Here is a 23,452-nt window from a genome sequence, read left to right on the forward strand (position 1 = left end):
CGCAAGTCCTTATTCTTGTATGCGTAAATCGATTCTACACAGCGTAACCGCGTTTGTCCGTACTCTTATCAAATCCCCATTGCCCTGGCCCGCGCAAGGGGTTTGTTGCACAGGTAGATGCCCAGCAGGATCACTGCCCCGCCCAGCAGCATCGGCACGGTCAGTTGCTCGCCGAGCAGCATTGCACCGCAAATCACCGCGGTCAGCGGATTGAGCGCGATGAACACGCCCGCGCGGGTGGCGCCGATGCGGCGCAGGCCATCGTAGTAGCCGATGTAGGCCAGTGCCGAACCCAGCACGCCGAGGTACAACAAGCTCAGCAGTTGCGGCAGATCAATGCTGCTCACTGCGGCGACCGTCAATTGTCCGGCTAACAGCGTGGTGATCGTCAGCATCAGCGTGCCCAACAGGATCGACCAGGTCACGGTTTGCAAAGGCCCAAGGCTTTGGTTGAGGCCGCGGGAAAACAACGAGTACACGCCCCACCCCACCACACAGCCAAAGATCAGCAGGTCACCGACCCACGCATCTGCCGTGCCCTGTAGCAACTGCGGGTTGCGACTGACGATCACCAGCCCGGCACCGCTCAGGCACAAGGCGATTCCCAGCAGCTTCAGCGACCCCAGCCGCTCCTTGAACAGCAGCCACGATGCCAGGCCAATCACTGCCGGATTCAGTGCGACGATCAACGACGCCCGGGACGCATTGATGTAATGCAGGCCGTAGAAAAAGCACAGATTGTAGAAAAAAATCCCGAAGAACCCGAGCACGGTCAATTGCCCCAGTTGCGCGGAGGTCGGGCGCACCAGGCGAAGGCGCGCCACAGCCATGAACACCAGCAGCGCCAGGCTTGCCAGCACAAAGCGCAGAGTCGCCGCCAACAACGGGTCCAGGCCTGCAGCCAGATAGCGGCCGGCCACAAAGGTGCCGCCCCAAATCATGGTCACGGCCGCCAATTTCAAATACGTGAGACGGTCAGAGGTTGGCGTCATCAGATTTCTACTCAAAAAACACAGGATTGGCTTATTGTTTGGCTAATCCCTTGTCATCGTAAAATGAGTAAATGCTCATGACCCTTACCCAACTGGAAATCTTCTCCCTGGTGGCCGAGTTGCAAGGTTTCACCACTGCCGCCAATCGCCTGGGCATCAGCCAGTCGGCGGTGTCCCATGCGATCAAATCCCTGGAGCAGGAATTGGGGGTGGAGTTGATCCGCCGCCATCAGTCCCAGGTGGAACTCAGTGATATCGGTCAACAGTTGTTGCTGCGCGCCCGGGCCATGCTCGGCCTGGCCAACACCCTGCAACAGGAAGCCGCCGATGCCCGCGGGATGAAACGCGGCACGCTGCGCATTGGTTCGTTTGGGCCGACTTCATCGATTCGTCTGTTGCCGAAGATTTTGCAACGCTTTCGCGAGTTGCATCCGGGCATTGAGGTGCACGTCGACGAAGGCCCGGATCGGCAGGTGATGCAGTGGCTGGAAGAACGGCGCGTCGACGTGGGGTTTGTGGTGCTGCCTGAAGAGCGCTTCGATACGTTCCCGTTGATCGAGGATCAGTTGGTCGCGCTGTTGCCAGCGGGACATCACCTGGGCGCGCAGTCGAGCGTTAGCCTCAAGGCGCTGTGCGGCGAGCCCTTTATCCTGACCCAGGCGGGTTCGTCCGAACTGGTCTCAAGGCTGTTCGTCGGCGCCGGGCTGCAGCCGGATGTGCGTTACCGCTGCTCACAACTGCTCAGTACCCTGGACACCGTGCGCCGGGGTGACGGCGTGACCGTTGTCGCCGAGTCGTCACTGCCTGAATCCACCGAGCCGGACTACCTGATCAAACCGCTCAAACCAGCCGTGAAGCGCCAGGTGGGGCTGGCGGTTCTGGATCGACGGCAATCCTCGCCGGCGACCCTGGCGTTTATTGAACTGGCCACACGCTTGCAGCTTGATTGAGCATGCAGGGTCGCGTGCCGCCATCTATCATGGCCAATACCAAAACGCTTTGTTGGACGTCCCGACCGCATTTGAGCGTCTTATTGCCCCTTCCCGCTACAGGCCGCGCAAATGCCACTGACCGTCAAAGGCCCAAGAAAAGCCACTACTCGCCACCTGATCACCCTGTTGAGTGGCGCGCTGCCGATTCTGCTGGGTGTGCTGATCCTGTACTGGCAAGCCGGGCGCACGCTGGAGCACAGCACCGCGCAAACCGCTCAGGAAGCCGTGCGCCAGTTTGACCTGATGCTCGACAACACCGCCCTCGCCGCCCAGGCCCTGCTGCCCCTGGCCGGGCATGAATGTGATAACCCGACACAATTGGCGCTACGGGAACAAGTCACCCGCCGGCCTTTTGTGCGCGCCACGACCTTGTCCTGGCAGAGAAACATCTATTGCAGCTCGTTGTTCGGCGGCAATTATCTGTCGCCGGTCAACCCGGAGGACTACGTCGACGGCCGCCTCTGGCTGATGAAAGGCAATCCGGTCACACCCGACACGGCCTTGCTGGTGTATCGCCTCACCGAGGGCGACCGGGGTGCCTTCGCCTCCGTTGATGGCTATCACTTGACCAACGCCTTGCGCCTGATCAGCCGATATACCGACCTGGTGTTGCAGGTGGGGCCCAACTGGCTGGCGTCGGATGGCAAGGTCCACAGCACAGCATTGCCGACATTTGCCCTCGCGCACCATCATCTCGACTCCAAGCGCTATACCTACAGCGTGGAAGCCGGGATGCCGGAGGGCGAAACCTGGCGCTACATGCAGGCGCGGTATCCTGCACTGTTCGTTCTTGTCGTGTTTTTCGGCGTATTGGCAGGCATCCTCGCCCACTGGCTGCAAAAGCGCTCATCGGCACCGACCCTTGAGCTGCAACGTGCCCTGGGTGCTAATGAATTCGTGCCCTATTACCAGCCGGTGGTGCGCGGCGGCGACATTCGCCAGTGGGCCGGCTGTGAAGTGCTGATGCGCTGGAATCACCCCAAGGAAGGCCTGGTGCGCCCGGACCTGTTTATTCCCCTGGCCGAGCATTCGGGCCTGATCGTGCCAATGACTCGCGCCTTGATGCGTCAGACGGCTGCGCAGCTGGCGCCCCACGCAGAGCAACTCGCTGAGGGGTTTCACGTCGGGATCAACATCACTGCCCGCCATTGTCACGACCTGAAACTGGTGGAGGACTGCCGGGAATTCCTCGGCGCCTTCCCGCCAGGCAAGGTGATTCTGGTACTGGAATTGACCGAGCGCGAGTTGATCGAACCCACGGATATCACCCACCAGCTGTTCCAGGCGCTGCACGAAATGGGGGTAATGATTGCGATCGACGACTTCGGCACCGGCCACTCGAGCCTGGGTTATTTGCGCAACTTCAATGTCGATTACTTGAAAATAGATCAGAGCTTCGTCGCGATGATCGGTGTTGATGCACTCTCGCGGCATATACTCGACAGCATCATTGAATTGTCCGCCAAGCTCGACCTGGGCATGGTTGCCGAAGGCGTCGAAACACCAGAACAATGTGAATATCTTGCCGCCCAAGGTGTTGATTTCTTGCAGGGCTACCTCTTTGGCAAGCCTGTACCTTGTGCTGAATTCATTAGATTCCTGAACAGCCATTGAATAGCCATCCAGTTCAACGGAAATATTGTTATTTATACAAAAGACATGATTTACTCAAGGCTGATTAACTACTACAATTTTTCCTGCCTGTGCAGAATTGGCAGGAAGGCCACTTTCGTTGAGTTGCCTTAAGGCTCTTGGCTTATCGCTTTGTTTGCAGTAGATATCAGCCAAATACACTATTGGAGTATAGATTTTGTCCAGACTCGCCGAATTTCGCGCAGCAGAAAAAGCCCTTCAAGAACAGCTTGCCCAGCTGGAATCCCTGAAGAACGACGCTGGCTTGAAGAAAGAAATCGAATTCGAAGAAAAGCTGCAAGGGCTGATGAAAACCTACGGCAAAAGCCTGCGCGACATCATCTCCATCCTGGATCCTAACGCGGGCAAGTCCGGCGCTTCCGTCGCCACCGCACCAAAACAGCGCCGTGCACGTGTGGTCAAGGTTTACCACAACCCGCACACTGGCGAACTGATCGAAACCAAGGGCGGGAACCACCGCGGCCTGAAGGCATGGAAAGAACAATACGGCGCGGCCACTGTAGATTCCTGGCTTCGTGGCTAATGCTTTGCAGCTAGTACAAACGCACTAAGACAAGCCCTGCACATGCAGGGCTTCTTCGTTTACAACCATCGATATTGAAACAAAATCAGACGCTGGCACTTTCAAAAACGAACTTTAAAAAACATTTCACTTTGTTCAATTCGAATAATCCCGACCTGGCCTAGAGCAATCAAAGTTTAAGGCTGTCGCGCACCGAACTGACTTCATCCTTGCTTGACTCGTAAGCTGCGGCCTGGCCTGCGAATGAAAAAACATAGGCCTTATCGGTATCGACCGCCCCCACCAACGTTTGCGACAGCACATGCCGACCGTTCTCGGTGATTACACAGGTAGTTTCCAAAGCCTCAAGCCGACTCAATGTTGTGGGGTGCATCTTGGTGCACACACTTTGATAACCGCCTTGAGCAAAGTCTTTCTGGATGGATTTACGCATTTCCAGCAACACACCTTGCAAATTGACCGTATGCCCCGCTTCAATCGGAGTACCCGTCAACTCCATGACCATCAAGGTCGCGCCATTTTCATCATTCTTGATTGCACGCTGGCGGGACACTGCCGACGGCTGCGCCGCCGCCTGATCGTCGGGCACTACCTCCTCCACTTGCCAGCCGCTGGGCCAATGAATTTCCGGGTCAGCCGCCCATACGGCGTTGCTGCCCAACACTAGGCCCAGGGTCATTAACAGCGGTGCGCGTAATCCGATCATTGCAAAAAACACTCAAGGTTCAAGCGACAAAGTTTGGGCCTCTGCACCCGCTGCTCGCAAGGGCTGCGTGACCTTTTTCATTTGGCGCAACCGGCAGGGCTGCGTATCATGGGCCGGCTGCACGGATGCCAGCCGCAAGCCAAGGGATCGCTCGAACTAGAGCTACGTTTGCCCCATTCTTCTCTGGAGGGCCCATGAGCCTGCACGAACTGAACACATTTCCGGGCGTAACCGCCCAACCTGACACCGCCACCACGAACTTCGTGTTCAACCACACCATGTTGCGGGTCAAGGACATCACCAAGTCGCTGGATTTCTACACCCGCGTACTGGGTTTTTCCCTGGTTGAAAAACGTGACTTCCCGGAAGCCGAATTCAGCCTGTACTTCCTGGCCCTGGTGGACAAGGCCCAGATCCCGGCCGACGCTGCCGCACGCACCCAGTGGATGAAGTCGATTCCGGGCATCCTCGAACTGACCCACAACCACGGCACCGAAAACGACCCGGACTTTGCCTACCACAATGGCAACACCGACCCGCGTGGCTTTGGCCATATCTGCATCTCGGTACCGGATATTGTGGCTGCCTGCGCGCGCTTTGAAGAGCTGGGCTGCGACTTCCAGAAGCGTTTGAGTGATGGCCGCATGAAAAGCCTGGCCTTTGTGAAAGACCCGGATGCGTACTGGGTTGAAATCATTCAGCCAACGCCGCTGTAATAAAAAAACCCCATGATCACTCATGGGGTTTTTCGTTTCAGAGCCGGCAGCTTAGCTGCGGATCAGGTGATCGAAAGCACTCAGGGAAGCCTTGGCGCCCTCGCCCACGGCGATCACGATCTGCTTGTATGGCACGGTGGTGACGTCGCCAGCTGCGAAGATACCTGGCAGTGAAGTCTCGCCACGGGCATCGACAATGATCTCGCCACGGGGCGACAACTCGACGGTGCCTTTGAGCCAGTCGGTGTTAGGCAGCAAGCCGATCTGGACAAAGATACCTTCCAGGTCAACGGTCTTGAACTCGCCACTGTCACGGTCCTTGTAAGCCAGGCCGGTAACCTTCTGACCGTCACCTTTGACTTCGCTGGTGAGCGCACTGGTGATCACGTCAACGTTGGGCAGGCTGTACAGCTTGCGCTGCAATACCGCATCGGCGCGCAGTTTGCTGTCGAATTCCAGCAAGGTCACGTGGCTGACAATACCAGCCAGGTCGATGGCCGCTTCAACGCCGGAGTTACCGCCGCCGATCACCGCCACGCGCTTGCCCTTGAACAACGGACCGTCGCAGTGCGGGCAGAAGCACACGCCTTTGGCCTTGTATTCCTGTTCACCCGGCACACCCATTTCACGCCAGCGGGCGCCAGTCGCAAGGATCACCGTCTTGGACTTGAGGGTCGCACCGCTTTCGAAACGGATTTCGTGCAGCTCACCCGCGTTCTTCGCCGGGATCAGCGCGCTGGCACGCTGCAGGTTCATGATGTCCACGTCGTATTGCTTGACGTGTTCTTCCAGGGCACTGGCCAGTTTCGGCCCTTCGGTTTCCTGCACCGAGATAAAGTTCTCGATCGCCATGGTGTCCAGTACCTGGCCACCAAAACGCTCAGCAGCCACGCCGGTACGAATGCCCTTACGGGCAGCGTAGATCGCTGCAGCTGCGCCGGCTGGGCCACCGCCGACGACCAGCACATCAAAGGCTCCTTTGGCGCTGATTTTCTCGGCTTGTTTCTCGATGCCGCTGGTGTCGAGCTTGGCGAGGATCTCTTCCAGGCCCATGCGGCCCTGGCCGAAGTTCACACCGTTCAGGTAAACGCTAGGCACGGCCATGATCTGACGATCATCGACTTCGGCCTGGAACAACGCACCGTCGATTGCGACGTGGCGGATGCTCGGGTTCAGTACCGCCATCAGGTTCAGCGCCTGGACCACGTCCGGGCAGTTCTGGCACGACAGCGAGAAGTAAGTCTCGAAGCTGAACTCGCCTTTAAGGGCCCGAATCTGTTCAATCACTTCGACACTGGCCTTCGATGGGTGGCCGCCGACTTGCAGCAGCGCCAGCACCAGCGAAGTGAATTCATGGCCCATTGGGATGCCGGCGAAACGCAGGCTGATATCGGCACCCGGGCGGTTGATGGAGAACGAAGGCTTGCGCGCATCGTTGCCATCGCTTTGCAGGGTAATCAGCGCTGAGAGGCTGGCTACGTCCTGCAACAAGGCGAGCATTTCCTGGGATTTCGCACCGTCGTCGAGGGAGGCGACGATCTCGATCGGCTGGGTGACCCGTTCCAGGTATGACTTCAACTGAGCTTTAAGATTGGCGTCCAACATACGGGCGATTTCCTATTAATTCGGTTTATTGCAGACAAAAAAACGCCCGAGCGAATCTCGCCCGGGCGTTTTGAGGGCGGATGCAGCTTACTTAAGTGCGGTAACCCGCCCTTGGTACTTCACAGGCTTAGATCTTGCCGACCAGGTCCAGGGACGGAGCCAGGGTGGCCTCGCCTTCTTTCCACTTGGCTGGGCACACTTCACCTGGGTGAGCAGCAACGTACTGAGCAGCCTTGATTTTGCGCAGCAGCTCGGAAGCGTCACGGCCAACGCCGCCATCGTTCAGTTCAACGATTTTGATCTGGCCTTCCGGGTTGATCACGAAGGTGCCACGGTCTGCCAGGCCAGCTTCTTCGATCAGTACGTCGAAGTTGCGGGAGATGGTCAGGGTCGGGTCGCCGATCATGGTGTACTGGATTTTGCCGATGGCTGGCGAAGTGTTGTGCCAGGCAGCGTGGGCAAAGTGGGTGTCGGTAGAAACGCTGTAGATTTCGACGCCCAGTTTCTGGAATTCGGCGTAGTTGTCAGCCAGGTCTTCCAGTTCGGTTGGGCAGACGAAGGTGAAGTCGGCTGGGTAGAAGAAGACGACAGACCATTTGCCTTTCAGGTCAGCATCAGTCACGTCTACGAAGTTGCCGTTTTTGTAGGCGGTAGCTTTGAACGGTTTTACTTGGCTGTTGATGATAGGCATCGTTGACTCTCCGTCAGGTTTGTAGAAGGGCTTAGTAAGTTGATGGGGTGAATCCTACCCACTCTCCCGGCCGATGGCTCATTGGCAAACCTGATGCTGACGATTGGTTTTCACTATCAAGGGACTGTATTAATAGAAGAAACCTTCAATCACTCGAGGGATGCGCGGGTCATGCCTAGAAAGGGCGTCGCTTCAACATAGCGCATGGCAGATTTCATGTCTTTCCAGCCGACGTAAGTCATCAACGACTTCAAGTCCCAGCCACTGCGATGGGCCCAGGTGGCAAAGCCCCGGCGCAGTGAGTGGCTGGTGTATTGATCCGCTGCAATGCCGGCGCGCTCCAGGGCCTGGCGCAATAGCGGGATCACGCTGTTGGGGTGCAAGCCCTCCTCGCCCAGGTTGCCCCAGCGGTCTATGCCGCGAAATACCGGGCCGCGCACCAGCGCCGAAGCACTGAGCCACTCGCTGTAGGCCTGCACCGGGCACAGGCGCAATAACGCCGGCGTCTGGTAAGTGCGGCCAAGGTTTTCCCGATCGCTTTTACTGCGCGGCAAATACAGGGTAATGCCCGAGCCGGGCACTGCTTGCACGTCCTCGATGTTCAACCGACACAGCTCATCGCTACGAAACCCGCGCCAGAAACCCAGCAGGATCAATGCCGCGTCACGTTTGGCACGCAGCCAGCGGGGATGATCTTCTGCGCTTCGGGCGTCGCGGCCTTCCTGTTCGAGAAACTGAATCACCTGCTCAAGATGCTGGAGCTGCAATGGCTCGGCCTGCTTTTCCTGAGCCGGGTGCACGGCGCGAATCCCTTTCAGCACTTTGCGCACCACCGGCGCCTTGGTTGGGTCGGGAAAACCCTGACTGGTATGCCACTGGGCCAATGCCGACAAGCGCAGCTTCAACGTATTGACCGACAACACGCCCGCATGGGCCACCAGGTAGCGCGCCACGCTGTCGCTGGTCGCCGGCAGGAAACCACCCCAACTCACCTCGAAATGCTCGATCGCCGCGCGATAACTGCGGCGGGTGTTATCGCGGGTGGCCGCATTCAGATAACGGTCCAGTTCACTCATATCTGTACTGCCATGGGGCGTTGTCCACTTCAAAACCTTGATCACACGGGATAATACGCCAATATCCCATCTGTTAAATCATCAATTTCAGGCTAAATATAATCATGATATAGTACGTATATACATACTACGTACCACAGTACTAAATCGACGGAGACTCCATGGCTCGCGGCGGCATCAATAAAGCAGTAGTTCAAACGGCACGCTTGGCGATCCTCGCCCGCGGCGAAAACCCGAGCATCGATGCAGTACGCATCGAGATGGGCAATACCGGCTCGAAAACCACGATTCACCGCTATTTGAAGGAGCTGGACGAAAGCGAAACCCGCCAGACCATCACCGAAGCCCCCATCGACGACGAGCTCGGCGAACTGGTAGCGCGGCTGGCCCAGCGCCTGAAGGAGAAGGCCCAGGAGCCTATCGACCTGGCCCTGGCGCAGTTCCAGCAGCAGAAAGCCGCCCTGCTCGCCCAGGTCGAGGAACTGGAAGCCACCCACAGTCAGCTCAAGCAGCAGTTCGATATCCAGGCAGCCGCTTTGGCCGAAGAAAGTGCCTCCCTGCAAAGCACACGCTCCAGCCTGCAAACCGAGCAAACCCGCAACGCAGGGCTGAGCCAGGCCTGCAGCGATTACGAACTGCGGATCAACGACAAGGACGAGCAGATACGCTCACTGGAAGAGAAGCACTTGCACGCCCGGGATGCCCTGGAGCATTACCGCAACGCAATCAAGGATCAGCGCGAGCAGGAACAGCGTCGCCACGAAGGCCAACTGCAGCAGGTACAGGCCGAGCTGCGTCAGGCTCAGCAGAGCGCGATGGTGCGCCAGGACGAGATCACCCAGCTGCATCGCGATAACGAGCGCCTGCTGATTGAACATCGAGTGACCGTAAAGGAATTGAGCGCACTGCAGGAACAGGCCCGCCAGGACCGCGATCAGCAGCGCCAGCTAAGCGAACAGGTGAACGTGATCGACAGCGAGCGCACCCTGTTGCAGGAACGCTTGCGGGTTGCACTGCTGGAGAGTCAGACGCGCCAGGAAGCGCTGGCCGAACATCAGCAGACCCACAAAACCCTGGAGCTGGACCTGGTCAAAGCCCAGGCAAGTATCGAGGCGCTGCGCCTGGCGTCCGTCGTTGCGACGGCGCCAGAGGCAACTACCGACGGTTGATTACTGCGCCACCGGCGTGCGCATGGTGACGAATTCTTCCGCCGCCGTAGGGTGCACGCCGATGGTTTCGTCGAAATGCTGCTTGGTCGCGCCCGCCTTGAGCGCGATCGCCAGGCCCTGCACGATCTCCCCGGCGTCGGGGCCGACCATGTGACAACCCAGGACCTTGTCGGTCTCGGCGTCGACCACCAGCTTCATCAGGGTCTTTTCCTGGCACTCGGTCAGGGTCAGCTTCATAGGCCGGAAGCGGCTTTCAAAAACCTGCACCTTGTGACCGTCTGCACGGGCTTGCTCTTCGCTCAGGCCCACGGTGCCGATGTTTGGCAGGCTGAACACCGCTGTCGGGATCATCGCGTAATCCACCGGGCGATATTGCTCAGGCTTGAACAGGCGGCGCGCCACGGCCATGCCTTCAGCCAACGCTACCGGCGTCAGTTGCACACGACCGATCACATCGCCAATCGCCAGGATCGACGGTTCGGCAGTCTGGTACAGATCATCCACTTCGACAAAGCCGCGCTTGTCCAACTTGACGCCGGTGTTTTCCAGCCCCAGGTTATCGAGCATCGGGCGCCGGCCGGTGGCGTAGAACACGCAATCGGTTTCCAGCACGCGGCCGTCTTTCAAGGTGGCTTTCAGGCTACCGTCGGCCTGCTTGTCGATGCGCTCGATGTCGGCATTGAATTGCAGATCCAGGCCACGCTTGGTCAGCTCTTCCTTCAAGTGCGTGCGCACCGAACCGTCAAAACCGCGCAGGAACAGGTCGCCGCGATACAGCAGAGAGGTCTTTGCGCCCAGACCATGGAAAATCCCGGCAAACTCGACAGCGATGTAACCACCGCCGACCACCAGCACACGCTTGGGCAACTCTTTGAGGAAGAACGCCTCATTGGAGCCAATGGCGTGCTCGCGCCCCGGGATTTCCGGGATCTGCGGCCAGCCACCAGTAGCGACCAGGATATGTTTGGCGGTGAAGCGCTCGCCGTTGATTTCCACCTGATGCGGATCCACCAACCGCGCATGCCCTTCGTGCAGGGTCACGCCGCTGTTGACCAGCAGATTGCGGTAGATGCCATTGAGGCGGTTGATCTCGCGGTCCTTGTTGGCGATCAGGGTCGCCCAATCGAAGTTTGCTTCACCCAGGGACCAGCCAAACCCGCTGGCCTGCTCGAAGTCTTCGGCGAAATGCGCGCCGTACACCAGCAGCTTCTTCGGCACACAGCCTACGTTCACGCAGGTACCACCCAGGTAGCGGCTTTCAGCCACTGCCACCTTGGCGCCAAAACCTGCGGCGAATCGTGCAGCGCGCACACCGCCGGAACCGGCGCCAATTACATAAAGGTCAAAATCGTAGGCCATTTCACTCTCCTCGGCAGGACAACAGCATACCTGCTTACATGGGGCCGAAAAACGAAAAAGCCACCCGAAGGTGGCTTTCCCAGATCAAGCAGGCAACCGTGAATCAGTAAGCCTTGCCAGTCTTGTAGAAGTGCTCGTAGCAGAAGTTGGTTGCTTCGATGTAGCCTTCAGCGCCACCGCAGTCAAAACGACGACCTTTGAACTTGTAGGCAATCACGCAACCGTCTTTTGCCTGTTTCAGCAGGGCGTCGGTGATCTGGATCTCGCCACCCTTGCCCGGCTCGGTTTCTTCGATCAGCTTAAAGATGTCCGGAGTCAGGATGTAGCGACCGATGATCGCCAGGTTCGACGGAGCATCTTCCGGCGCCGGTTTTTCAACCATGTCACGTACGCGGATCAGGCCATCACCGATATCGTCGCCGGCAATCACGCCGTACTTGTTAGTTTCCTGAGGATCAACCTCTTGAACCGCGACGATGGTGCAACGGTACTTCTGGTACAGCTTGACCATCTGGGTCAGGACGCCGTCGCCTTCCAGGTTTACACACAGGTCATCCGCCAGTACCACGGCGAAGGGTTCGTCACCGATCAGCGGGCGACCGGTCAGGATCGCGTGGCCCAGGCCTTTCATTTGGGTCTGACGGGTGTAGGAGAACGAGCACTCGTCGAGCAGTTTACGGATGCCGACCAGGTATTTTTCCTTGTCGGTGCCCTTGATCTGGTTTTCCAGCTCGTAGCTGATGTCGAAGTGGTCTTCCAGGGCGCGTTTGCCACGGCCGGTCACGATCGAGATTTCGTTCAGGCCGGCATCCAGTGCTTCTTCCACGCCGTACTGGATCAGTGGCTTGTTCACCACCGGCAGCATTTCTTTGGGCATGGCCTTGGTCGCTGGCAGGAAGCGAGTGCCGTAACCGGCTGCTGGGAACAAGCATTTCTTGATCATATGAGTCCTTACAAAGGGCTGTGCGTACGAAATTCGGCGCAGTCTAATCAGGCCGCAGTCACCTTACAATGGGTCCTGCAGGCGCCGCGATGTCAACATAGAGAAAAAAAGTCGGCGTAAGTTCCGCCAGCATTCAATCCAGTGCCTTCGCCGCTGTTAGAAATCGTCGGCTTGCGCCCGTCATTCAAAGGGCTTAAACCTTTTTAGCACGCTTTATGCCGATCGGCACTGAACTGCAACAACTTGCGCCGCCCCAGGCCGTTTGGCGCTATCATTACCGCCTTGAACCAGACAACGAGATTGATAGATGTCAGAACCAAAAGGCGTGAACGGCTACCTGATCACCAAGCGAGCGGATGGCTGGCACCTGATCAACTTCCACGGCGACAGCGTTGCCGGGGCATTCGCGACCGAAGCTCAAGCCTGCGCCGTGGCCGAAGTGTTCGTAGATGAAGCCGGCCACGCGTCGAGCAAACGTCCCAAGACCAAGTAATACCCGCAGTAGTGCCAATCAAGCCTCGTTTAACGGGGCTTTTTTGTGTTTGTCTGTACCTTGATGGCGGTTCGCTATAATCTCGCCTGAAACGCCCCACGACAGTGTCAGCGCTTCCCTCCAACACCCTAATGACGACTCCTACATGAACAAGATCCTGGCACTGATTGCGGTACTGGCGCTTACCGGTGGCTGCACCACCACTTCCGACACCGTGCTGAAAAATGGCGAACAAGGCCTGGCGATCGATTGCTCCGGCGAAGCCAACTCCTGGGCCAGTTGCTATGAAAAGGCTGATGCGTCCTGCGCGGGCACCGGCTACCGGATTGTCGGCACCGAAGGCACACCGGCCCTGAAAGAAAGCGACAAGACCCTGGGCAAGGATGTCGGCAACTACAAGACCCGCAGCGTGACGGTAGTTTGCAAGTAATTACATGTGAATTTCGGCGAACTTGATGCCCAGGCCGCGAATGGTCTCGATCAAGTCATCCAGGCGAGAAAAGGATTCGACTTCATCCTGGTCATCCACCAGRAAATAGCTGCGACCGCCGCTCTTTTTGAAGAACACGATCCACTCGCCGGTATCCGCGGGATTTTGAATCACATGGGTCGCAGAAATATGCCCCCCTGCATGTTGTTCTCTGACTTGCTCACGCTTCATGAATAAGTTTCCGAAAAGACAATGCCGCTGATTCAGCGGCATTTTTTGTGGGTTACCGACAGTTTAACGGATGCCTTGGCCAATCAGCACGCCATCCACCGTTTGCCCGTAAAGATTGACGCCGTCATTGGCGTGGAACTTCACCCGGGTTTTCTCCACGGAGCCTTCCACCAGGCGCGGGTCCTGAGGTCGCTCGTGGCGGTTGACGTAGGCCGCCACGTCCCAGGCTTGCTGGTCGCTCAGGCTGCCGCCCTTGCCCAGGGGCATGTTGTGCTTGATGAAGGACGCTGCCGTATTGATACGGTGCATCCCAGCGCCCCAGTTGTAGGAGTCTTTACCCCACAGCGGCGGCATCACGTAACTGTCACCGACTTTCTGGCCCTGGCCTTCGGCGCCATGGCACACCGCGCATTGGCCTTTATAGACCTCTGCGCCCTGGGTCAGGTCGTAACCCTTGGCGGGTGCCGGCACCTCCGGATAACCCCGCCCTGGCAGCTCGACGCCCAACGGGGCCTTGCTCGCCAGCCAGTAGGCATACACCGACAGCGCGGTGATCTCCGGGCTGTCTGCGGTCGGTGGCGTGCCGCCATTCATGCTGAACTGGAAACAGCCCTGCAAGCGCTCGGCGAAGGTGTTGACCTTGTCGTTCTTTTTTCGATACGCCGGGTACATCGGGTAGGCGCCCCACAGCGGCGCGGAATTGGCCAGGCGGCCCTGGTCGAGGTGGCAATTGCTGCAATTGAGGCCATTGCCGACAAATTGCGGCGCCAGGCGCCTGGTGTCGACAAACAGTGCGTAGCCCTGCTTCACCAGCTTGCCGTAGGCGTTGTCCGGCAGCTCGCTCTCTTGCGGCGGCTGGAACTGCGCGGCAGCCGTCGGACTGGCGGTTGGCTGCAACTGTGACTGATCTTCCATGGCGATGGTGGCAGCATGGACAGGCACACTGGCGAGGGCTGCCAATAAGAAAAGCTTCATGGCTTGGCCTCCTGGCCGCTCAACGACGCAAAATAAGTGGCCACGGCCTGCACTTCTTCAGCGCTGAGGGATTTGGCGATATGGCCCATCAAGTCATTCGGATCGTTACGGCGCGTACCACTGCGCCAGGCGTTCAGTTGCGCCGCCAGATAGGTGGCGGATTGCCCGTCCAAGGGCGGAAATGCGTCGCCGACACCCACACCGGCCGGTCCATGACAACTGACGCAGGCCGGAATCTGGCGCTCCAACGCGCCTTGCAGGGCGATCTTTTGTGCAGCCTCGGTTGGCATCTCGCTGCGGTGGATCAGGACAGGCGCAGGCGCAGGCATCGCCGCCAGCTGCTGGGTCACAGCGCTGATTTCCTCTTCCGTCAGGGCGTTTGCCAGCGGTTGCATCACCGGGCTGTTACGGGCGCCGCTTTTAAAATCCTGCAGTTGCTTGCGCAAATAGCCTGCTGGCAACCCGGCCAAGCGCGGAAAGCCCGCCGCTGCCAGCCCGAGGCCATCCGCCCCATGGCAAGCCACACACGGCGCGGCCCCGGGCTGCGAGCCACCCTGTGTAAATACGTTTTTTCCCTCCAGCGCATGAGCATTGCCCAGTATCAGCAGCAGCGCGCTACCCATCAGTACTCGTTCCAGAGACATCATCACGACTCCATTTTTATAGTTATATGCTTAGGCGAATTAGGCATAAGCCTACAAATGGTAGGGTAATGGTCCGACAGCTACAACACCCTTAGCCGAAGGAAAAGGACTACAAACCGAAAATCCCACACAAAAAAACCCGACACTGCAACGGCAGGTCGGGTTTTTTGATCGGATTCGAAAGTGGCGGGCCTACAGACTCAGCCGGAAATGCAAGCTTCCCCGGCAGCCTTCACGTCACCCGGACGAATAGGCACATTGGACATGCTCTCGTAGAGCTTGATACTGCTACCGCTGGAACGTTCTTCAATCTCGAAGATAGCCGACGGATCGGCAGAAAACTTCTGCGGTACGATAACTTGAACACCCTCCTTGTGAGGCTCAATCTGCGACGGCCTGCGGGTTTTAGACAGTTTCTGGACCACACACGCCGCGTATTCCTGAGGTTTTTTCCCGGAGATCACTGCCAACGTCGGTGGGGTCTGCTTGATATCCGCCACCGAAGCACATCCACCCAACGCCAAGGCCAGAACCAACACACTCCACTTCATACTAAAAACCTCCGATAAAGACCCTACGACAGCGAAGAAGGTATTTTTCTCCCGCCCACGTAGGATTTATCCCTGATAACTCGGTAAATAACTGTTTTAAATTGTCGAAGTCGTCGACGACGGTCCGATAATAAACGTGCTGGGGCTGATAAACTCCATCTTATCCTACGTATCGTTCTGATTTTTCAGAAAAAGCCCTTCTGGAGACACCTCATGAAATTCATCCACCAACGCGAACACCTTAATGAAGGAGACATTGTCGTCATTGAATGCTCGCAAACCTGCAACATCCGCCTGATGAGCGACGCGAACTTTCGCAGCTTCAAGAACGGTGGCCGCCACACTTACCACGGCGGCGCATTCGACAAGTTCCCGGCAAAAATCACCGCGCCGAGCACCGGGTTCTGGAACATCACCCTGGACGTGGTGACCCGCCGCGCCATCAGCGTGACCAAGAAGCCGACCTTGTCCCACAAGATCCGCATCGTGCGCCGCACCAATTCGAAACTGAGCTGACAGGAATGCCCGTGACTACCACCAAATATGTGATCAAGTACAAACTTAACGGTGAACGCCGCTTCGAGTTCGCCCAACTGCAAGCAGGCAGCGTTGAGGAAGCCAAGGAAGCCCTGGCGAAAATGCACGATGCCAGCGACGAAATCACCGATATCAATGTGAGCAAAGCTCTGTAATTCGAGCGCAAGCATCGGAGTGTCGTAACGCTGGCGACTTCCTAGACTGGCAGCCTTTATCCGCTGCCACAGGAACTCGTCAATGCCATCTACCTCACTGCAAGAGCGCCTGGCCAAGCTGGACTGGCGCGCGATTGAGCGCGACCTCGATCAACAGGGCAACGCACTGATTCCGGCCTTGCTGGGCCAGCAGGCATGTGCGGAGCTCAGTGGCCACTACCCGCAGCACGAACGGTTTCGCTCCCATGTGCTGATGGCCAGGCACGGCTTCGGTCGGGGCGAGTACAAGTATTTCCGCTATCCGCTGCCCACCCGGGTCAGCGAGTTGCGCGAGCAGCTGTATCAGTACCTGGTCCCCCAGGCCAATCGCTGGAACGAACAGATGAACCTGCCGATCACCTACCCGGCACACCATGCTGACTTCATTGCCCGTTGCCACGCTGCGGGACAACAGCGCCCTACCCCGTTATTGCTGCAATACGGCCCCGGCGACTACAACTGCCTGCACCAGGATCTGTACGGCGAACATGTATTTCCCTTACAAGTTGCCATCCTGCTGTCGCAGCCGGGAGAGGACTTTCGTGGCGGCGAACTGGTGCTGACCGAACAGCGCCCACGCATGCAATCCCGGGCCCAGGTCGTACCGCTGAACAGGGGCGACGCCGTGATCTTCGCGGTCAACCAGCGACCCATGCCCAGCGTGAGAGGGTTTCATCGAGTGACCTTGCGCCATGGGGTCAGTGTTCTGCACAGTGGTACGCGGCATACCTTGGGAGTGATTTTTCACGATGCGCAGTAAGACCGATCCCGGAGCAACTGCCGATTTGTTTGCCGACGAGGCCTTGCAACAGCCCCCGGGACGCGAACAAATCGGTGAACAATCCTACGTTCTCAGAGGCTACGCCCTGCCCTGGGTCGAACGTTTGCTGCCGGAACTGCGGCGCGTACTGGCTCAATCGCCGTTCCGGCAAATGGTCACGCCGGGCGGCTTTACCATGTCGGCCGCCTTGAGCAGTTGCGGTGAACTGGGTTGGACGACCGATCCCACCGGCTATCGCTACTCTGCGATTGACCCCAACAACCAGCAACCCTGGCCAGCCATGCCCGAGGCGCTACGCCAATTGGCGCTCATGGCGGCGGCAGACGCGGGTTTCGAGGATTTCGAACCGGATGCCTGCCTGATCAACCGCTATGTGCCGGGCGCGAAAATGTCCCTGCATCAGGACAAGAACGAGCGCCGCTATGCCGCTCCAGTGGTGTCCGTGTCACTGGGTTTGCCGGCGATTTTTCTGTTCGGCGGCCATGAGCGCAGCGACAAGCCACAAAAAGTCTCGCTTTTCCATGGTGATGTGGTGGTATGGGGCGGCGTCGATCGCCTGCGCTTTCACGGCGTGATGCCGATCAAGCCAGGCACACATCCGGTCATGGGCCCGCAGCGCATCAACATGACATTTCGCACGGCCGGATGAATTTGACCGCAAGCATCGGAGTGTTGCGAATGCCTCAGGGGACTAACCTGGCATTCTTCAACCAGGAGCCACCGCCATGACCGCGCGCCACGCCATCGAACAAGACCCACGCTGGGCCGCCATCGTCGCCCGCGACGCCAAGGCCGACTTGACCTTCGTCTATGGCGTGAAAACCACCGGCGTTTACTGCCGCCCCAGCAGCTCCGCGCGCCGGCCGCTCCCGCAGAATGTCGAGTTCTTCGACACCCCGCAACAGGCCGAAGCCGCGGGCTACCGGCCCAACAAGCGCTATTCGGGAGACCAGACCCAGGTGGCCGCACGACACGCGCAACTGGTGGCAGCCGCCTGCCGACACATCGAACAGGCCGAAACCCTGCCAGCCCTTGAAGACCTGGCCACCCTCGCCGGCTTGAGTCCGTTTCATTTCCATCGGGTGTTCAAGGCGGTGACCGGCCTCACACCCAAGCGCTACGCCAGCGCCCATCGCTCGCGCAAAGTACGCGACGGGCTCAAGGACCAGCATTCGGTGACCGATGCGCTGTACGACGCCGGCTTCAATTCCAACAGCCGTTTTTATGAGGCCGCTGACCAGTTGCTCGGCATGAAGCCTGGCGACTACAAAGCAGGCGGCACCAACACGGATATTCGGTTTGCCGTCGGCCAATGCTCGTTGGGCGCAATTCTGGTGGCGCAAAGCAATCGCGGTGTGTGCGCGATTCTGCTGGGGGATGACCCGGACAAACTGGTGCGTGACCTGCAGGACCAGTTTCCCCGCGCCAATCTGCTGGGCGCCGATCACGACTTCGAACAACTGATCGCCCAAGTGGTGGGCTTCATCGAGGCGCCGGCCCTGGGCCTGAACTTGCCCCTGGATCTGCGTGGCACTGCGTTTCAGGAGCGGGTGTGGCAGGCCTTGCGGGAAATCCCGGTGGGTTGCACTGCCAGCTACGCCGAGATTGCCCAGCGCATCGGCGCACCGACTGCCTATCGCGCCGTGGCCCAGGCGTGTGGTGCCAACAACCTGGCCGTGGCGATTCCTTGTCATCGGGTGGTGCGCAGCAATGGCGACCTTTCGGGTTATCGCTGGGGCGTTGAGCGCAAACGGCAGTTGCTCGAGCGCGAAAGCCCGGCAGAATCCTGAAGAACGCTACAAGAGCTTGCGCTTGCGAAACTCGGCCACCTTATGCCGATTGCCACACAGCGCCATGCTGCACCAGCGGCGCTTGTGGCCCTTGGTCCGGTCGTAGAACCACAGCACGCACTCGGGATGCTCGCAGGTGCGGATCAGCCCGAAATCCCCTTCCACCAGCAACATCGCCGCCGCTTCGGCAATCGGCGCCAGGAATTGCTCGGCGGTTTGCTGTTTGCGCTGGCGCTCCAGGCGCACCTCGCCCGGCGCCGGCCAAGCCAGTTGCGGATGGCTGACCGCCTTGCGCAAAAATGCATTCAGCGCAGCAGGATCACCCTGCTGCCCAGCCTTGCGCTGTTCCAGCAACAGCCGGATCACTTCCCGCAGTCCCTGCGCCGCGCCCAGCAAAGCGCCCTCCTCGAATACCGGCACCGCGCCCTCCTCGCACCAGCCCAGTCGCACCAGCCAGCGCTCGACATCGGTATCGCCTTGCCAGAATTCAAACGGCACACCGTCGACATTCGCCCGGGTATTGAGCATGTCCAACACCGGATGATCGGCCAAAACGTAGGGCTCCAGCGGGGATGGTGTGATGACGGTCATGGCGAATCCTCTTCAAGTCCGCGACATCGTAACCGCTGATAACGCTTTTGGATAGTTACTAAACTTACTGCAAAGTAACCTATTAAATTAATTTGACAGGTTACTTTTTCAAGCGCAGCCTGCGAAACCAGTAACCCAAATAACTATTTTATCCAGTTACAAAGAGGATTCCGATCATGTCGATTTCAGCCCCGGTTGTTCGCTACCAGCACCTCGATGCCGATGGCGTGCGCGTGTTCTACCGCGAAGCTGGCGACCCGTCTGCGCCCGTGCTGTTGCTGCTGCACGGGTTTCCCAGCTCGTCCCATATGTACCGCGATTTGATCCCATTGCTCGCCACCCGCTACCGGGTCATCGCCCCCGACCTGCCGGGCTTCGGCTTCACCGAAGTGCCTGCCGAACGCCATTACCACTACAGCTTCGACAACCTGGCGATTACCGTCGGCCATTTCGCCGACGCCCTGCAGCTCAGCCGCTATGCCCTCTATGTGTTCGACTACGGCGCGCCGGTGGGCCTGCGCCTGGCGGTGGCACACCCGGAACGGGTCAGCGCGCTGATATCGCAAAACGGCAATGCCTACCTGGAAGGTTTGGGTGACGCCTGGGATCCGATCCGGGCCTATTGGGCCGAACCGAGCCAAGCCAATCGCGAGGTGATTCGCAACGCGGTCATCAGCCTGGAAGGCACGCGCTATCAGTACCTGCACGGCGTCCTGCAGCCCGAACTGGTTGCGCCTGAGTCCTACATGCTCGACGTGCTCCTGATGCAGCGTCCCGGCAATGACGAAATCCAGTTGGACCTGTTCCTCGACTACCGCAACAACCTGACGCTGTACCCGGCGTTCCAGGCGTTTTTCAAGGCCACGCAAGTGCCGGCGCTGGTGATCTGGGGCCAGAACGATCCGTTCTTCATCCCGCCGGGCGCCCATGCCTATAAAGGCGATAACGCCAACGCCGTGGTGGAATTGCTCGACACCGGCCACTTCGCCCTGGAAACCCACGCCGCACATATTGCCCAGCGGATTCATGCAGTACTGGGCCACGCCATCGACTGATGCCCGCCCATGAAACACTGGATTCGTCCAGTGAATAAAACAGACTGGCCTGGTGCTGCATGGCCCTGCTAAAACGACGGCACAGCATCCCACCGTTGGAGAAGCGTCCCATGAGCACCTGGCCAGACACCCGAATTCTTGACCTGCTGGGCATTGAGTTGCCGATCATCCAGGCGCCCATGGCGAATGCCACGAGTACCGCCATGGTGATTGCCGCCAACCAGGCCGGCGCCCTCGGTTCGATGCCGGCGGCAACCCTGAGCATCGAGCAGTTACGCGAAGCACTCACCACCATTCGCCAGGCCAGCTCGCGGCCGCTGAACGTGAATTTCTTCTGCCATCAGCCGCCGGCGCCAGACGCTGATCGCGACCTTCAGTGGAAGAACCTGCTGGAAACCTACTACCACGAACTGGGCGCCGACTTTGATGCACCGACGCCCGTCTCCAACCGTGCACCGTTCAACGACGCCGCCTGCAAAGTGGTGGAAGAATTCCGTCCGGAAGTCGTGAGTTTTCACTTCGGCCTGCCGGAAAAATCCCTGCTGGACCGGGTCAAGGCCACCGGGGCGAAAATACTGTCGTCGGCCACCACCGTGGAAGAGGCCATCTGGCTGGAACAGCACGGCTGCGACGCAATCATCGCCATGGGTTCGGAAGCCGGCGGCCATCGCGGGATGTTCCTCAGCGACGATTTGAATAGCCAAATTGGCACCATGGCGCTGGTGCCGCAGATCGTCGACGCCGTAAAGGTGCCGGTGATCGCAGCCGGCGGCATCGGGGATGCGCGGGGCATCGTCGCGGCCTTCGCCCTCGGCGCGTCGGCGGTGCAGATCGGCACGGCGTACCTGTTTACCCCCGAGGCCACCGTGTCGAAGTCACACCACCACGCCTTGCGCAATGCCCAGGCCAGTGAAACCGCGCTGACCAACCTGTTCACCGGGCGCCCGGCGCGCGGCATCATCAACCGAGTGATGCGGGAACTGGGCGCGATCAACCCGACAGCGCCTGCGTTTCCGTTGTCTGGCGGTGCATTGATGCCACTGAAAGCCAAGGATGAAGCCGGCTTCAGTAACTTGTGGTCGGGCCAGGCGCTGCGCCTTGGCAAGGACATCTCCACCTATGACCTGACGCTGGAGCTGGCCGCGCAGACCCTGGAAAAACTCGGCCGACGCTGAACCTGAACTCCCGGGACAACTTTGCACTGTACCGGCAGTGGCCAACCGCTATATATTCCCATACATAGCGGTACGCCCTTCTGCCTATAACAAGCCGCAAAGTCGGTAATCCCCCAAGGAGCTTCTTGATGATGATTCGCGCCTCACGCCTGGCCCCCACGGCCCTCGCCACCCTGATCGCCGCGTTTGCCTTCTCCTCGGCGTACGCCGATGAAGTCCAGGTGGCGGTGGCGGCCAACTTCACCGCACCCATCCAGGCGATTGCCGCTGACTTTGAAAAAGACACCGGCCACAAGCTGGTCGCCGCCTACGGCGCCACCGGCCAGTTCTACACCCAGATCAAGAACGGCGCGCCGTTTGAAGTGTTCCTCAGCGCCGACGACACCACCCCGCAGAAACTCGAAGCCGAAGGCGACACCGTCAAGGGCTCGCGCTTCACCTACGCGGTAGGCACCCTGGCGCTGTGGTCCGCCAAGGAAGGCTACGTGGATGCCAAGGGCGAAGTGTTGAAGAAAAATGAATTCAAGCACCTGTCCATCGCCAACCCGAAAGCCGCGCCTTATGGCCTGGCTGCCACCCAAGTGCTGGCGAAGGAAGGCCTGGCCGAGAAGGTCAAGGACAAGATCGTAGAAGGCCAGAACATCACCCAGGCCTATCAGTTCGTGTCCACCGGCAACGCTGAGCTGGGCTTTGTAGCGCTGTCGCAGATCTACAAGGACGGCAAGGTCACCAGCGGTTCGGCCTGGATCGTGCCGTCGTCGATGCATGACCCGATCAAGCAAGACGCGGTAATCCTCAACAAGGGCAAGGACAGCGCCGCCGCCAAGGCCCTGGTTGAATACCTCAAAGGTCCGAAAGCCGCCGCGGTGATCAAGTCCTACGGGTACGAACTGTAAATGCCGCTGTCGAGTGCCGATTTTTCCGCGATCTGGTTGACCGTGAAGCTGGCGTCTCTGACCACGGTGATCCTGCTGATCATCGGCACTCCGATCGCCCTGTGGCTGTCGCGCACCCGTTCGTGGTGGCGCGGCCCCATCGGTGCGGTGGTGGCCTTGCCGTTGGTGTTACCACCCACGGTGATCGGCTTCTACCTGCTGTTGACCATGGGCCCCAATGGCTACTTCGGCCAGTTCACCCAATGGCTGGGCCTGGGCACACTGACCTTCAGCTTCGCCGGGCTGGTGATTGGTTCGGTGATCTATTCCATGCCGTTTGTGGTGCAGCCGTTGCAAAACGCCTTCTCCGCCATCGGCACTCGACCGCTGGAAGTGGCCGCTACGTTGCGGGCCAATCCCTGGGATACATTTTTCACGGTGATCCTGCCCCTGGCGCGCCCGGGGTTTATCACGGCATCGATTCTCGGTTTTGCCCACACCGTCGGCGAGTTCGGCGTGGTGCTGATGATCGGCGGCAATATTCCAGACAAGACCCGGGTGGTCTCGGTGCAGATCTACGATCACGTCGAAGCCATGGAATACGCCCAGGCCCACTGGCTGGCCGGCTCGATGGTGGTGTTTTCTTTCCTGGTATTGCTGGCGCTCTACTCCAGCCGTAAAACCAAAGCGGGCTGGAGCTGATGT

28 protein-coding genes are annotated in these 23,452 nt (G+C 59.0%); 16 read left to right on the top strand and 12 right to left on the bottom strand.

The window, feature by feature from the left end; all coding sequences use genetic code 11:
- Positions 1-68: 68 nt before the first annotated feature.
- On the bottom strand, positions 69-992 hold the full coding sequence (locus tag AU074_RS19920) for a DMT family transporter (RefSeq protein ID WP_076016179.1): 924 nt from the start codon (positions 990-992) through the stop codon (positions 69-71).
- A gap of 77 nt (positions 993-1,069) precedes the next feature.
- On the opposite strand from AU074_RS19920, the gene AU074_RS19925 reads away from it, so the two are divergent.
- The 3 genes from AU074_RS19925 to AU074_RS19935 all read left to right on the top strand — a co-directional run bounded on the left by AU074_RS19925 (position 1,070) and on the right by AU074_RS19935 (position 4,160).
- On the top strand, positions 1,070-1,942 hold the full coding sequence (locus tag AU074_RS19925) for a LysR family transcriptional regulator (RefSeq protein ID WP_076016180.1): 873 nt from the start codon (positions 1,070-1,072) through the stop codon (positions 1,940-1,942).
- Positions 1,943-2,053: 111 nt separating this feature from the next.
- Positions 2,054-3,598, top strand: a complete 1,545-nt coding sequence (locus AU074_RS19930; protein ID WP_076016181.1) for an EAL domain-containing protein — start codon at positions 2,054-2,056, stop codon at positions 3,596-3,598.
- Between the two features lie 196 nt (positions 3,599-3,794).
- A complete protein-coding gene (locus AU074_RS19935) occupies positions 3,795-4,160 on the top strand; it encodes a histone-like nucleoid-structuring protein, MvaT/MvaU family (RefSeq protein ID WP_076016182.1) in 366 nt (121 codons plus the stop codon).
- Positions 4,161-4,329: 169 nt separating this feature from the next.
- On the opposite strand, the gene AU074_RS19940 is transcribed toward AU074_RS19935, so the two are convergent.
- Positions 4,330-4,866, bottom strand: coding sequence for a DUF4946 domain-containing protein (locus AU074_RS19940; protein ID WP_076016183.1), 537 nt, complete (start codon positions 4,864-4,866; stop codon positions 4,330-4,332).
- A 194-nt stretch (positions 4,867-5,060) separates the two neighbouring features.
- Here AU074_RS19940 and gloA point away from each other — a divergent pair, with 194 nt between their 5' ends.
- Complete coding sequence (gene gloA, locus AU074_RS19945; protein WP_076016184.1) at positions 5,061-5,582, top strand: lactoylglutathione lyase; 522 nt, start codon at positions 5,061-5,063, stop codon at positions 5,580-5,582.
- A 51-nt stretch (positions 5,583-5,633) separates the two neighbouring features.
- Here gloA and ahpF read toward each other — a convergent pair whose 3' ends face one another.
- From ahpF to AU074_RS19960, 3 genes are all read right to left on the bottom strand, one after another.
- Complete coding sequence (gene ahpF, locus AU074_RS19950) at positions 5,634-7,187, bottom strand: alkyl hydroperoxide reductase subunit F (RefSeq protein WP_076016185.1); 1,554 nt, start codon at positions 7,185-7,187, stop codon at positions 5,634-5,636.
- Between the two features lie 127 nt (positions 7,188-7,314).
- Positions 7,315-7,878 carry an alkyl hydroperoxide reductase subunit C gene (ahpC, locus tag AU074_RS19955; protein ID WP_003173835.1) on the bottom strand — a complete coding sequence of 188 codons (564 nt, stop codon included), beginning with the start codon at positions 7,876-7,878 and terminating at the stop codon, positions 7,315-7,317.
- A 149-nt stretch (positions 7,879-8,027) separates the two neighbouring features.
- Complete coding sequence (locus AU074_RS19960) at positions 8,028-8,954, bottom strand: site-specific integrase (RefSeq protein ID WP_076016186.1); 927 nt, start codon at positions 8,952-8,954, stop codon at positions 8,028-8,030.
- A 161-nt stretch (positions 8,955-9,115) separates the two neighbouring features.
- Here AU074_RS19960 and AU074_RS19965 point away from each other — a divergent pair, with 161 nt between their 5' ends.
- Positions 9,116-10,123 (top strand): DNA-binding protein, encoded by a 1,008-nt coding sequence (locus AU074_RS19965; protein WP_076016187.1) that lies wholly within the window; start codon positions 9,116-9,118, stop codon positions 10,121-10,123.
- Here the strand turns inward: AU074_RS19965 and gorA are convergent, their stop codons facing one another.
- Positions 10,124-11,482 (bottom strand): glutathione-disulfide reductase, encoded by a 1,359-nt coding sequence (gene gorA / locus AU074_RS19970; RefSeq protein ID WP_076016188.1) that lies wholly within the window; start codon positions 11,480-11,482, stop codon positions 10,124-10,126.
- Between the two features lie 103 nt (positions 11,483-11,585).
- Positions 11,586-12,425 (bottom strand): UTP--glucose-1-phosphate uridylyltransferase GalU, encoded by an 840-nt coding sequence (gene galU / locus AU074_RS19975; RefSeq protein ID WP_003212579.1) that lies wholly within the window; start codon positions 12,423-12,425, stop codon positions 11,586-11,588.
- A 307-nt stretch (positions 12,426-12,732) separates the two neighbouring features.
- Here galU and AU074_RS19980 point away from each other — a divergent pair, with 307 nt between their 5' ends.
- Together AU074_RS19980 and AU074_RS19985 are read left to right on the top strand one after the other, a co-directional pair.
- Positions 12,733-12,918 (top strand): hypothetical protein, encoded by a 186-nt coding sequence (locus tag AU074_RS19980; protein WP_003212580.1) that lies wholly within the window; start codon positions 12,733-12,735, stop codon positions 12,916-12,918.
- A gap of 145 nt (positions 12,919-13,063) precedes the next feature.
- Positions 13,064-13,348: a hypothetical protein gene (locus AU074_RS19985; RefSeq protein ID WP_003212581.1), complete on the top strand. Its 285-nt coding sequence runs from the start codon at positions 13,064-13,066 to the stop codon at positions 13,346-13,348.
- On the opposite strand, the gene AU074_RS19990 is transcribed toward AU074_RS19985, so the two are convergent.
- From AU074_RS19990 to AU074_RS20005, 4 genes are all read right to left on the bottom strand, one after another.
- Entirely contained in the window at positions 13,349-13,579 is a 231-nt protein-coding gene (locus AU074_RS19990; protein WP_003212582.1) for a hypothetical protein, read from the bottom strand. It abuts the gene before it with no gap.
- 63 nt (positions 13,580-13,642) lie between these two features.
- Positions 13,643-14,554 carry a c-type cytochrome gene (locus AU074_RS19995; protein WP_076016189.1) on the bottom strand — a complete coding sequence of 304 codons (912 nt, stop codon included), beginning with the start codon at positions 14,552-14,554 and terminating at the stop codon, positions 13,643-13,645.
- Complete coding sequence (locus AU074_RS20000) at positions 14,551-15,201, bottom strand: cytochrome c (protein ID WP_076016190.1); 651 nt, start codon at positions 15,199-15,201, stop codon at positions 14,551-14,553. The genes AU074_RS19995 and AU074_RS20000 overlap by 4 nt, the downstream gene beginning before the upstream one ends.
- Positions 15,202-15,398: 197 nt before the next feature.
- The gene (locus AU074_RS20005; protein WP_010171399.1) at positions 15,399-15,749 is read right to left on the bottom strand and encodes a hypothetical protein; all 351 of its coding nucleotides are present in this window, start codon (positions 15,747-15,749) and stop codon (positions 15,399-15,401) included.
- Between the two features lie 213 nt (positions 15,750-15,962).
- Between AU074_RS20005 and AU074_RS20010 the strand changes: the two genes are divergently transcribed.
- The 5 genes from AU074_RS20010 to ada all read left to right on the top strand — a co-directional run bounded on the left by AU074_RS20010 (position 15,963) and on the right by ada (position 19,051).
- Complete coding sequence (locus AU074_RS20010; protein WP_003212586.1) at positions 15,963-16,265, top strand: DUF1883 domain-containing protein; 303 nt, start codon at positions 15,963-15,965, stop codon at positions 16,263-16,265.
- Between the two features lie 11 nt (positions 16,266-16,276).
- The gene (locus AU074_RS34200) at positions 16,277-16,441 is read left to right on the top strand and encodes a hypothetical protein (RefSeq protein WP_167664902.1); all 165 of its coding nucleotides are present in this window, start codon (positions 16,277-16,279) and stop codon (positions 16,439-16,441) included.
- An 82-nt stretch (positions 16,442-16,523) separates the two neighbouring features.
- Positions 16,524-17,240 (top strand): 2OG-Fe(II) oxygenase, encoded by a 717-nt coding sequence (locus AU074_RS20015; RefSeq protein ID WP_076016191.1) that lies wholly within the window; start codon positions 16,524-16,526, stop codon positions 17,238-17,240.
- On the top strand, positions 17,230-17,910 hold the full coding sequence (gene alkB, locus AU074_RS20020) for a DNA oxidative demethylase AlkB (protein ID WP_076016192.1): 681 nt from the start codon (positions 17,230-17,232) through the stop codon (positions 17,908-17,910). Before AU074_RS20015 ends, alkB begins: the two co-directional genes overlap by 11 nt.
- A 76-nt stretch (positions 17,911-17,986) precedes the next feature.
- Positions 17,987-19,051 carry a bifunctional DNA-binding transcriptional regulator/O6-methylguanine-DNA methyltransferase Ada gene (ada, locus tag AU074_RS20025; protein WP_076016193.1) on the top strand — a complete coding sequence of 355 codons (1,065 nt, stop codon included), beginning with the start codon at positions 17,987-17,989 and terminating at the stop codon, positions 19,049-19,051.
- A 6-nt stretch (positions 19,052-19,057) separates the two neighbouring features.
- Here ada and AU074_RS20030 read toward each other — a convergent pair whose 3' ends face one another.
- Complete coding sequence (locus tag AU074_RS20030) at positions 19,058-19,642, bottom strand: ABATE domain-containing protein (RefSeq protein WP_076016194.1); 585 nt, start codon at positions 19,640-19,642, stop codon at positions 19,058-19,060.
- A gap of 176 nt (positions 19,643-19,818) precedes the next feature.
- On the opposite strand from AU074_RS20030, the gene AU074_RS20035 reads away from it, so the two are divergent.
- From AU074_RS20035 to modB, 4 genes are all read left to right on the top strand, one after another.
- Complete coding sequence (locus tag AU074_RS20035; RefSeq protein WP_076016195.1) at positions 19,819-20,697, top strand: alpha/beta fold hydrolase; 879 nt, start codon at positions 19,819-19,821, stop codon at positions 20,695-20,697.
- A gap of 110 nt (positions 20,698-20,807) precedes the next feature.
- A complete protein-coding gene (locus AU074_RS20040) occupies positions 20,808-21,872 on the top strand; it encodes a nitronate monooxygenase family protein (protein ID WP_076016196.1) in 1,065 nt (354 codons plus the stop codon).
- A 128-nt stretch (positions 21,873-22,000) separates the two neighbouring features.
- Positions 22,001-22,768, top strand: coding sequence for a molybdate ABC transporter substrate-binding protein (modA, locus tag AU074_RS20045; protein ID WP_076016197.1), 768 nt, complete (start codon positions 22,001-22,003; stop codon positions 22,766-22,768).
- A complete protein-coding gene (gene modB / locus AU074_RS20050; protein WP_076016198.1) occupies positions 22,769-23,449 on the top strand; it encodes a molybdate ABC transporter permease subunit in 681 nt (226 codons plus the stop codon). It begins immediately after the preceding gene.
- Positions 23,450-23,452: the final 3 nt, after the last annotated feature.

Source organism: Pseudomonas sp. ATCC PTA-122608 (assembly GCF_001952855.1).
Taxonomy (GTDB): Bacteria; Pseudomonadota; Gammaproteobacteria; order Pseudomonadales; family Pseudomonadaceae; genus Aquipseudomonas.